The sequence below is a fragment of the Nocardia carnea genome (assembly GCF_029868325.1).
Lineage (GTDB): Bacteria > Actinomycetota > Actinomycetes > Mycobacteriales > Mycobacteriaceae > Nocardia > Nocardia carnea_C.
Window position 1 is genome coordinate 1 of sequence record NZ_JARWNW010000015.1, and the last position, 11,351, is coordinate 11,351.

Genomic DNA, 11,351 nt, shown 5'->3' on the forward strand with positions numbered 1-11,351 from the left:
CCCGAGATCGGGGATGTCTTTGAGCTGCCTGCGCGAGGTGACACCGAGTTTGCGGAAGATGCTGCGCAGGTGGGCCTCCACCGTCCGCGGGCTGAGGAACAGGCTGCCGGCCACCTCCTTCGTCGTCGCACCGGTCGCGACCTGACGTGCAATGTGCATCTCCTGCATGGTCAGGCGGTCGTATGTGTGTTCGGAGCGGCTGCGGGCAACCTCTCCGGTCGCCCGCAGCTCGGCGGCGGCCCGTTGGGCGAATGCCTCCAGCCCGATATCCGAACTGTGTTCGTACGCAACACGCAGGTGTTTTCGTGCGTCGCGGCGGCGGCCGGCCCGGCGCAACCACTCCCCGTACCTGAGGTGCGCCCGCGCTAGATGCAACGGCAGAGAACTGTCCGTGAGGTGCTCGAGTGCCTCCAGATAGTTGTCTTCGGCGTCGTCGACCAGTGCCCGCGCGCCGGCCGCCACACCGAGGGCCATGGCGGTTCCAGCGGCTTCCGTGCGTTCGAGGAGGGATTCCAGCGCCGCCCGCGCGACCGCGTTCTCACCGCAGCGGACGGCGGATTCCACGAGCTCGGGCAGCGCGAAGCCGGCGAGGAAGAGGTCACCGCTCGCCACGGCCTGCTGTGCTGCCTCCAGCGCGGCCGGATAGTCGGCCAGGCCGTTGTACAGCACTGCCTTCGCCCAGTTGAGGTTTGCGGTCAGTAATCCGGTGCCCCGGCCTGTCCCCTCCGCAACAAGGTCGAGTACCTCCTGGCGGCGGCCACGCATTGCCGCCAGGTGGACTCTCGGATACAGATGCGGCAGGTCACCGACGGCATCGGCGTACGCTTCCTCCTCGGCGATCGCAGCCATTGCCTGCCCGAAGTGCCCGGTGAGCACCGCGTGCAGCGCCGCTTGTCCCAGGCCGAGTCGGATGATCATCGGTGCCCCGGTATCGCGTCCGGTTCGCACCAGCCAGTCGACGATCGTTGCGTGCAGGTCCAGATCCCAGAGTTCGCACGCGAGCACCGTGGCCAGAGCCGGCGTGCGGGTCCAGCCGGCGTCCTCGCCGGTGAGGGCTCGGCGAACCATCGGCAGAGCGGCGTGGTGTCCCTCGGCGTTCAATCGCACCAGCGCATCGAGGAGGTCCGGCCGTCGCGCCGACGGCGGCGCCGAACGAGCCGCCTCGAGCACCCGATCCATCACCCCGGCGGGACGCCCGACGGAGAGCCCCATATCCAGCGCTGCCACGAGGTATTCGCGCGAGCGTTCCGGATCGCCGGCCGCGAGCCGCTGCGCCGCCTGCACGATGAGCTCCGGTCCGCGGATCACGCCGTCGGCACCTTGGACGAACGCGATCTGCCCGCGCAGCATATCGACGGCCGCGTGGTGCGGATCATCCAGTATCCCGGTGTCGATGCGGCTCAGCAGGTCCGCGGCCGCGTCTGCCTCGCCTGTCTCGAGCGTTGTCCGCGCGGCGGCGAGCGTGCGCTCGATCTGCTTGCCGGGATCGGCTGACAGCGCCGCAGCACGGCGGAGAAACGCGGCGGCGGCAGCGACACCTCCGCGCGCCTGTGCCCGTGAAGCCGACGATGTCAGCTGCGCCGCAACGTGTTCGTCCGGGCCGGTGGTGGCCTGGGCACGGTGCCAGGCCTGCCGGTCCGGCGCGGCGACCGGGTCGGTGGCATCGGCCAGCGCCCGATGCGCTGTCCGGCGCAGTGTGGGTTCCGCCGCGCGATAGACGGCCGACCGTGCCAGCGGATGGCAGAAGTGCGCGCGCATGTCGAACACCATGAGCCCGGACGCTTCGGCGGCGATGCTTGCGGCCGGCACATCGATGTCCAGACGTTGCGCGGCCGCCGATACCAGCGCCGGGTCTCCGGTGGGGTCGGCGCTCGCGAGGACCAGTAGCAGCCGTGCGTCCGGCGACAGCGCCGCCACCCGGATCTGAAAACTCCGCTCGATCCGGCCGGCGACCGGCGAGGGCGTCGGCAGCTCGAAACAACTGGATTTCGGCAGCTCGATCAAGGCGAGTGGGTTCCCGCGGGACTCGGTCAGGAGGCGATCACGCATTCGTTCGTCGAGCAGGATGGAGTTGTTGCGGGCCAGCAACGTCCGCGCATCTGTGTCGCTCAAGCCACCGACCGTCAACCCGGCCAGCTCGTCGAGCCCACGGACGGGTTCCTGATCGCGGGCTGCGAAGACGATCGCGATCGGCTCCGCCGCGATACGCCTCGCCAGGAACGTCAATGCCTGGGTCGAGGCGCTGTCCAACCAGTGGGCATCGTCGACAAGGCACAGCAGTGGCCGTTGCGCGGCAGTGGCCGCGAGCAGTTCGAGTGCGGCGAGGCCGACGTGGAATGGGTCCGGAGTGCCGTCGGTCAGCCCGAACGCAACCATGAGGGAGGCGCGGTAGGGAACCGGCAGTGTGTCGAGGTGCGCCAACGCCGGCATGCACAGCTGGTGAAGGCCTGCGAACGGCAGGTCGGCCTCGAATTCCGAACCGGACGCGCGGATGATCTGGAACTTCCCCCGGCTCGCGTGCTCGATGTGGTCCAGCAGCGCGCTCTTGCCGATACCCGGCTCTCCGCGGAGCACCAGCACACCGCCGTCGCTTTGCTTCGCCGCGCCCACGAGCCCGAGCAGATCGGTGATCTCGTTGTCTCGGCCGATGAGCGGGGCAGCGGTCGTCGTGGGCATGGTCGAACCCTATGGGGGATGCCGCCGCGGCACGTATCCGCCCGTCCCGGCGATTAGGTGATTTTCACCGACGCGAAGGCCGGCGTGCATCCGAGATCGTGGTGGCATGAGGAAGGACGATGCGATGCTCACCGACGCCGCACCCACTGCCGTGAACGCACCCTCGCCGATACCCCGGGCCGTGGCGATGGTCGGCCTGGCGACAGCCATGTTCCTGGTCATCCTCGACGCTGCGATGGTGAACCTTGCTGCCTCTACGATTCGTGCGGGTCTCGGGCTCACGGCCGCGGAGCTCACTCTCGTCGTGGACAGCTACCTTGTGGCGTTCGCCGGCCTGCTACTGCTCGGGGGTCGTCTCGCCGACGTGCTCGGGGCCCGGAAGGTGTTCCTGACCGGGATGACGGTCTACCTGGTGGCTACGGGTTCGTGTGCGCTGGCGACCGATTCGACGACGCTGATCGTCGCGCGGATCGCGCAGGGGATCGGCGCGGCGGCGGTGGTACCGGCCGCGCTCTCGCTCGTCCTCGCCCTCTACGCGACTCCCGCGGAACGCACCCGTGCCCTGGGGGTCTGGGGCGCTGTCGCGGGTGCCGGCAGTCTCATCGGCGTGTTCCTCGGTGGGACGCTGACCGAACTGCTGGGCTGGCAGGCGGTGTTCGTGGCCCCGGTGCCGTTCGGCATTGCCGGGGCGATCATCGTGTGGCGCTCGGTGCGACCGATTCCTGGGCGGCCCGGCCGGTTCGACGCGCTCGGTGCCATCACGATCACCCTCGGGATCTCCGGGCTCGCGCTGGGCATGGTCTCCGCTTCCGACGCCGGGTGGACCGCGATCAGTACCGTCCTCGGTCTCGTGGTCGGCCTCGGATCCCTGGTGGTCTTCGTGATCGTCGAGGCGCGCTCGCCCCACCCGCTGGTCCCGCTCGGTGTCTTCCGCAGGACGCCGGTGGTCACTGCGAACGTGGTGATGCTGCTGATCGGCGGCACTCTGGTGAGCCTGTTCTTCTTCCTGCCCCAGTACCAGCAGGAGGTACTCGGTATGAGCCCGCTGGCGGCCGGAATAGCTCAGCTGCCGCTCGCGGGCATGATCATTGTGGGTAGCGTCGCGTCGCCGGTGCTGGCGACGCGCATCGGACTGACCCGCGTGCAGCCGGTCGCGCTGGCCGTGCTGCTCGTCGGATTCCTGTGGCTGGCATTGGATCCGACCACCTCGGGCTTCTCCGGCAGCCTGGCCGCCGCGTTCGTACTGATCGGCACCGGTCTCGGGCTCGGCGCTGTCAGCGCCACCGCGATGGCCGTGCGCGACAGTGCAGACGGTGAATCAGGCCTGCTCAGTGGGCTGGTGAACGCCGCGCAGCAGCTGGGCGGCGCGGTCGGGCTCGCGGCACTGGCCGGGATCGCGATCGGCGCCTCGGGAAAGACCGGCGACATCTCTTTCACAGCTGCCTTCTTCGGCCAGGCCGCGCTCGTTCTGATCGCCCTTGTGGTGTCACTCGTCTCCACCGTCATGAAGCCGACGGCGTCGGCCACTGCACGCACCCGCTGACTTCCTTCACAGAATGGACGACAAACGATGAATGCCTCCACCGTGCTCGTGACCGGAGCGACCGGGACGGTCGGATCCGCACTCGTGACCGCACTGCAAGGCCGCGGCGTCACCGTTCGCGCGATGACCCGCAACCCCGACCGCACCGTCCCCGGCACCGATACGGTTGTCGCCGACCTGCGGGATCCGGTCTCGATCGCCGCCGCATTGGACGGCGTCGACGCGGCCTTCCTCAACAGCCCTTCGGCCGAGGACGCCGCCGCGCTGCAGATCCGGTTCGCCGATATCGCCCACCACGCCGGTGTACGCCGGCTCGTGCTGCTCTCGCAGTACGCGGCACACGCTGATTCACCGGTGCGGTTCCTACGCTGGCACGCCGAAGTCGAGGCCCACGTACAAGAGCTCGGGTTCGACCACACCGTGCTGCGGCCCAACCTCTATATGCAGAGTCTGCTCGGATTCGCCGGCACCATCGCACAAGGCTGGTTCGCTGCGCCGATCGGCGACACCGCCGTCAGTGCCATCGACAGCAGGGATATCGCGGACACCGCCGCCGTCGTGCTGACCGGTACAGGACACACCGGCCGCACCTACACACTGACCGGTCCCCGCGCCGTGACCCACGAACAGATCGCGCGCGCCCTCGCCGACGCGACCGGGCAGGACATCACCTTCCAGGACTCCTCGGCCGACCAATTCACCGCCGCGTTGACCGGCCTGCTCGCGCCGTGGCAGCTTGCCGGTCTCGTCGAGGACTACGCCCACTACGCCCGGGGCGAAGCCGCCGAAGTGCACACGTCCGTCGCCGACATCACCGGGCACCCGGGCCGCGATATCACCGATTTCGCCCGCGATTACGCCGCCGCGTTCATATCGATGCGTATACCCGCCGACAGGAAGACTCGATGATTTACCACTGCATTCGGTTCACGGTCAAGCCCCACGTCACCGAGCACGAGAAGGAAGCCGCTCTCGCGCAGATGCGTGAGCACATCAACGCCATCCCAGTGATCACAGCACGCATCGTCGGGCCCGATTTCGGCGGAGAGTTCGAATACGGTGCGGTATCCGTCCTCGCCGACCTCGAGAGTTACGAGGAGTACATGAACCACCCGGCGCACCTGGCCATGGATCGAGTCGGGCTACCGCTGGTCGACAAGTTCGTGTCGTACGACATCGCCGACGATCCGGACCCGGAGGTAGGAAACAAGATCGCCGACATCCACCGCCGCAGGTTCGAGAACCTGCCCGATATCGCCGAACTCGTCGCCGACGTCGGCGAGTACAGCGGCAGCGCCGCACCCGGTAAACACCGACGACAGCCACGGCATACCAGCACGCCGGACCTCACCTGACCTGCACTGTTCGCGGTGCCACTGCACACTGTCCACGCCGGCGATCATCCACTCACCAGAAGGAGCCGCATTCATGCCCGAATACGTCCCGACGCCTCCTGTACTCGAACCCGCAGCCGCCGAATTCGCGGCGGCGACCGCGAAGCCGCCGTTCCTGTTCGAACTGGGCCCGATCGAGGGCCGCAAGACCGTCGACGAGGTCCAGTCCGGCGACATTGCCAAGCCCGCAGTCGACGATGAGTGGGTCTCGGTCACCGGTGGGCCCACGGGTTCGGTGAATGTCCGCATAGTCAAGCCCGCCGGGGCCACCGGCACGCTTCCCGTGATCATCTACATCCACGGCGCCGGCTGGGTGTTCGGCAACGCCGGCACGCACGATCGCCTGGTCCGTGAGCTCACCGTCGGCACCGGTGCCGCAGTGGTCTTCCCCGAGTACGACCTGTCGCCGGAGGCCCGATACCCCGTCGCCATCGAGCAGAGCTATGCGGCGGCGGCATGGGTGGCGCGGCAAGGCACCGACCGCGGGCTGGACAGCACGCGGATCGCGATCGCGGGTGACTCGGTGGGCGGCAACATGTCCGCTGCGGTCACCCTGCTCGCCAAACAACGCGGCGATATCGAGTTCCGCCAGCAGGTGCTGTTCTACCCGGTGACCGACGCCGCCTTCGACACCGGCTCGTACCATGAGTTCGCCGAGGGCTACTTCCTGCGCCGTGACGCCATGTACTGGTTCTGGGACCAGTACACCACCGACCCCGCGGAGCGCGCGGAGATCACCGCGAGCCCGCTGCGCGCCAGTGTCGACGAGCTCGCCGGGCTGCCGCCCGCACTGGTCATCACCGCCGAGGCCGACGTGCTGCGCGACGAGGGCGAAGCCTATGCCAACAAGCTGCGCCGCGCCGGGGTGCCCGTAGTCGCCACCCGCTACCAGGGCGTCATCCACGACTTCGTCATGCTCAACGCCCTGCGCGGTACCCACGCGGCCGAAGCCGCGATCGGGCAGGCCATCGCCACACTGAAGAACGCACTGACGGCCTGAGCACGCGGTAGACCGGTGGCCGGTCGGCGGCCCCAACCCGATTGCCTGCCGCGGCTGCGCCATGCCCGGCCACCGGTCAGCCCACCCCGAGTCCCGACGACAACGGTCGGGCATCGACCCGCCTCGCCCTGACCGAATGGAGAATCTCGATGAAGTACAGCGGCTATCGGACGCTCGTGGTCCGTGCAGAAGGCCGGGTCGCCTGGGTGACGATCGACAACCCGCCCGTCAACACCCTCGACGCCGCGCTGGCCGACGATCTCAAAGCATTCGCCACCGAGGCGCGTTCCGACGACGATATCGCCGTTATCATCTTCCAATCGGCCAACCCTGAGTTCTTCTCCGCCCACGCGGACTTCGAGTGGTCCTTCGACCCGAGCACGCTAACGGCCCTGGCCGACCCCGATTCCGACTCATCGCTCAACCCGTTACAGCAGCTCAACGAGCGAATCCGCGCACTTCCCCAGGTGACGATCGCGAAGCTGCGCGGCTACGCCCGCGCCGGCGGTATCGAGCTGGCGATGGCTGCGGATATGCGATTCGCCGCTGCCGACCGGACCTGGCTGTCGCAGCCGGAGTCGCTGATGGGCATCTTCCCCGGCGGTGGCGGCACCCAATACCTCAACCGCCTGGTCGGACGGGCCCGCGCGCTGGAGATCGTGCTCGGCGCGGAACTGTTCGAGACCTCGCTCGCCGAACGGTACGGATGGATCAACCGCGCGGTGCCCGATGAGCATCTCGACGCTTTCGTCGACTCGCTTGCACGGCGCATCGCAGCTCTGCCCCCCGGAGTGGCCGCCGCAGCGAAAGAGGCACTGGATGCGGCCGAAGCAAGTGGCCCAGTCCCGATTCTCACGGAGGAGGCGGCCGCCCACGCGAAGGTGTACCCGTCCCCTGACGACGTCGTCGACCGGCTCCGGATGGTGATGAACCATGGCGGGCAAACCCGTGACGGCGAGGTCCGTCTCGAACACCTGCTCGAGGCCGTGCCCTGGGCGCACCGATCCTCGACGACGCGCCGCTGACCCTCTGGTTCGGTTTTGATCGCCTTTTCCTGTGCTACACGAACGCGTACTCATCCACCTCGTCTCATCGAGGTCGACCGACCCTATTGAAGGAGTCATACCGTGAAAGTTGCCCTCGTTCTGACCTCCCACGACGAACTCGGGACCACAGGCCGCAAGACCGGCTTCTGGCTGGAGGAGCTGGCCGCCCCGTACTACCTGTTCAAGAACGCCGGCGTCGACGTCGTGCTCGTCTCGCCCAAGGGCGGGCAACCGCCGCTGGACCCCAAGAGCAACGAGCCCGCCTTCCAAACCGACCTGACCCGGCGCTTCGAGACCGATGACGAGGCCATGGCCGCGCTGGCGAACACCGTGCGCCTCGACTCGATCTCGGCCGACGACTTCGACACGGTCTTCTACGCCGGCGGGCACGGCCCGTTATGGGACCTGGCAGAGGACGAGCACTCCGCTCGGCTCATCGAGACCATCCTGCGCGCGGGCAAACCGCTCGCTCTGGTCTGCCACGCGCCCGGTGTGCTACGCCACACCACCAACCCCGACGGCACCCCACTGGTCCAGGGCAAGAAGGTCACCGGGTTCACCAACTCGGAGGAAGCCGCCGTCGGGCTGACCGAAGTGGTCCCGTTCCTGGTCGAAGACGAACTCATCAAACTCGGCGGCATCTACTCCAAGGTCGGTGACTGGGAGCCCTACGTCCTCCAGGACGGCCTGCTGATCACCGGGCAGAACCCCGCTTCCTCAGGGCCGGCAGCCGACCGACTGCTCGAACTGGTCGACGAGGTCAACAGGACGCACGCATGAGCGCCTACGTCGTGATGCCGCTCGCGCAGCACTGGAAAGACGAGTGACCAGGTGAAGATCTTCATCCTCGAAATCGCCGGTGCCGTCGGTTCGCGGCTGGCGCGGCTGCTGGTCACAGCCGGTGACCAGGTCAACGGCCTCTACCGACGCCCCGAACAGGGCGAACGACTCGCGGCCGGCGGCGTCCACGCCACCACGGCCATCGACGGCAAGGGACTGACCACCGCTATCGAGGCGGCCCGCCTGGCCGGCACGCGCAGGCTCGTGCTCGTCTCGGTTTTCCCCGAAGCCTGGCGCGGGCGTGAAGTGTCCGACACCTTCGAGCACTACATCGCCGTGAAGAAAAAGGCCGACGCCGATCTGGCAGCAACCGATCTGGACTGGGTAATCCTGCGTCCCGCCGCGCTGACCGACAAGCCCGGCACCGGCCGGATCAGCCTCGCTTCTGCACTGATCCACACCCAGATCACCCGTGACGATGTGGCCGCCACCCTCGCAGCGCTCGTCCACGCTCCCCAGATCCGTCACAAGATCCTCGAGCTCACCGAGGGCTCGACACCGATCGCGGACGCCGTCCGGCAGCACATCACAGGCTGACCCTCCCGGGCGCGTCCCGTCCCGCTGTCCGGTGTGCTGCCGCTTCGGCGGCACGCCGGACAGCTGCCATCCAAGACACATCCGGCACCCAAGAGAAGGGCCTTCGGACATGGCCACCACCATGGAACATCGTCGGCCGCAACTTCCGCGACCTCCACCTCCAGCTGGACGAAATCGCCGACGGCGCCCGCGAGTACGTCGACACCATCGCCGAGCGGATGCGCGCACACCGCCCGCACCGTCCACGCAGTCGTCGACCGGGAGGACCCGACCACCGCAGACCTCCTGCATCAGATCATCGAAGCCTTGGAAAAACAGGCGTGGATGCTTCGGGAAGAGAACCGCAACACTGCCTGACCTACGGGCACCGGCCGCCGGCCACACCACCGCGAATGCCCGGCCCTGGATCCGGCCCAGGACAGCGCGGTGCCGCCTGGTGGAGCGCGGTCCTCAGACGTCCGCACCAGGGCAATCGCCACCAGCTCCGCGAACCCTCGTCGGATTCGGCAACGAGGCACCCACGCCGTGAGCCGAGGGACTTTCCGCCGACTCTGATCGCCTGTATGCGAGTGGCCCGCGCCCTGGTCGGAGCGCGGGCCACTTGCGTCGGTGTCGAATCCCTGATGTCTGCTGCTTGGGGTGACGCACCGCTCGTGGCCGAGGACTTGCCGTGTCGTCATGTGTACGTGATGCATGGCCGCAGGCGTCGAGAAGTCTAGTTTGACTAACAAGAGAGTGGCATTATCAAATGAGAAAATGCTGTTTCCGGCGCCGACGCGGCGGTGTGATCCGGCTTCCCGACCCATAGAGAAGCGAGCCGACCCATGCTGTTCGATATCTCCGATGAGCAGGAGTTCTTCCGCTCGACCACCGGGAAATACCTGGCTACGCGGGTGCCGCGGGATCGGCTGCGCGGGTTGCGGCACGACCAGGACGGGTTTGCGGCCGACTATTGGCGGGGTGGGGCCGGGCTCGGGTGGACGTCGCTGCTGGTGGGGGAGCAGGACGGGGGTGGTCCGATCAGCGGGCGGCCCGTTGTAGATCTGACGCTGGTCGCCTACGAGTTCGGGCGGTATGCCGCGCCGGGGCCGTTGGTGTCGGCGAATATGGTTGCTGCCGCACTGGCCGAGAGTGGTTCGCATCCGGAGGTTCTGGCGGAACTGTTGTCGGGAGAGTCTCTCGCGTCCTGGTGTCATGCCGAACCCGGATGGCGGCACGGGGCCGGGCTCGACATACGTGTCGACGGGACCGAGCTGGTGCTCAACGGCGGTAAACGACCTGTCGAGTCCGCCGGGGTGGCGAGCCACCTGCTGGTCACCGGACGGTGTGACGGTGCGGTCGGCCAGGTTCTGGTCCCGGCGGAGAGTGCGGGAGTCACCGTCACCTCGTTGCGCTCGCCCGACCTCACGCGCCGGTTCTCGGCGGTCACCTTCGACAATGTCCGGGTTCCGCGGAGTGCTCTGGTGGGTGAGTTCGGGACGGCGGCACAGCAGGTGGCGTGGCAGTCCGAGGTCGCGGTGGCCGTGCAGTGTGCGGAAACCGTCGGTGCGATGCAGACCGGTTTCGAGATGGCGCTGGACTGGATGACGGACCGGTATTCGTTCGGGCGGCCGCTGGCGTCGTATCAGGCGCTCAAACACCGGATCGCCGACCTGAAATCGTGGCTCGAGGCGGCGCACGCGATTGCCGACAGCGCCGCCGCGGCGGTCGATGAACGCCGGGCGGATTCGGGTGAGCTGGTGGCGGTGGCGCAGGCGTTCATCGGTCATTACGGGCCGGAGCTGTTGCAGGACTGCGTGCAGCTGCACGGCGGAATCGGGTTGACGTTCGAGCACGACCTGCATGTGTTCCTGCGCCGCGCCACCGTGAACCGCACGCTGAACGGCACACCGGCCGAACACCGCCGCAGTCTTGCCGACCGGTTGATCGAACAGGAGGGACGGCCCGCACCGGACCCGGAGACAGTTGCGGAGAACCACGCAGCACCGGCGCTCCAGCCGGACGAGCCGAGCGTGCGTGAGGATGTCGAAAGCTTCCGGCTGCGCGCCAGGGAGTGGATACGCGCCAACCTCGGCCCCTTCCGGCCCGAAGCCGTCGCCGGGCTGCGGAAGGTGACGCGGGAGCAGGAGCTGGCGGCGGGGGGCAAAGCCCCCCGCCAGCAGCGCCAGGGCTAAGAATCCGGGGTGGGCCGGGGGGGCGCCGCCCCCGCGGCCTTGTCCTGGGCCTGGGCTTGTTCGGCGGGGGCCGTGGGGGTCACGGCGACCCTGTGCTCGTACTGGGCGCGACCGACGGTGAGCGTCGCGGCCACTTCGTCC

Annotated in this window: 9 protein-coding genes and 1 pseudogene; 9 read left to right on the top strand and 1 reads right to left on the bottom strand. The window is 68.1% G+C overall.

Going from position 1 to position 11,351, the window contains the following annotated elements; translation table 11 throughout:
• The coding region (locus QH196_RS00275) for an AAA family ATPase (RefSeq protein ID WP_280413722.1) at positions 1-2,676 on the bottom strand (2,676 nt) is incomplete at its 3' end.
• A gap of 106 nt (positions 2,677-2,782) precedes the next feature.
• Here QH196_RS00275 and QH196_RS00280 point away from each other — a divergent pair.
• The 9 genes and pseudogenes from QH196_RS00280 (at position 2,783) to QH196_RS00320 (ending at position 11,210) form a co-directional block, all read left to right on the top strand.
• Entirely contained in the window at positions 2,783-4,219 is a 1,437-nt protein-coding gene (locus QH196_RS00280; protein WP_280413723.1) for an MFS transporter, read from the top strand.
• A gap of 27 nt (positions 4,220-4,246) precedes the next feature.
• Positions 4,247-5,128, top strand: a complete 882-nt coding sequence (locus QH196_RS00285; protein WP_280413724.1) for an NmrA family NAD(P)-binding protein — start codon at positions 4,247-4,249, stop codon at positions 5,126-5,128.
• Entirely contained in the window at positions 5,125-5,574 is a 450-nt protein-coding gene (locus QH196_RS00290; RefSeq protein ID WP_280413725.1) for a Dabb family protein, read from the top strand. The genes QH196_RS00285 and QH196_RS00290 overlap by 4 nt, the downstream gene beginning before the upstream one ends.
• A gap of 73 nt (positions 5,575-5,647) precedes the next feature.
• On the top strand, positions 5,648-6,613 hold the full coding sequence (locus tag QH196_RS00295; RefSeq protein ID WP_280413726.1) for an alpha/beta hydrolase: 966 nt from the start codon (positions 5,648-5,650) through the stop codon (positions 6,611-6,613).
• Between the two features lie 149 nt (positions 6,614-6,762).
• Positions 6,763-7,638 (top strand): enoyl-CoA hydratase/isomerase family protein, encoded by an 876-nt coding sequence (locus QH196_RS00300; RefSeq protein ID WP_280413727.1) that lies wholly within the window; start codon positions 6,763-6,765, stop codon positions 7,636-7,638.
• A 102-nt stretch (positions 7,639-7,740) separates the two neighbouring features.
• Positions 7,741-8,439 (top strand): type 1 glutamine amidotransferase domain-containing protein, encoded by a 699-nt coding sequence (locus tag QH196_RS00305; RefSeq protein ID WP_280413728.1) that lies wholly within the window; start codon positions 7,741-7,743, stop codon positions 8,437-8,439.
• A 51-nt stretch (positions 8,440-8,490) separates the two neighbouring features.
• Positions 8,491-9,036 (top strand): NAD(P)-binding oxidoreductase, encoded by a 546-nt coding sequence (locus QH196_RS00310; RefSeq protein WP_280413729.1) that lies wholly within the window; start codon positions 8,491-8,493, stop codon positions 9,034-9,036.
• Positions 9,037-9,158: 122 nt separating this feature from the next.
• Positions 9,159-9,393, top strand: a pseudogene (locus QH196_RS00315) (Dps family protein); the annotation flags it as partial.
• 467 nt (positions 9,394-9,860) lie between these two features.
• Positions 9,861-11,210, top strand: coding sequence for an acyl-CoA dehydrogenase family protein (locus QH196_RS00320; protein WP_280413730.1), 1,350 nt, complete (start codon positions 9,861-9,863; stop codon positions 11,208-11,210).
• Positions 11,211-11,351 lie beyond the last annotated feature (141 nt).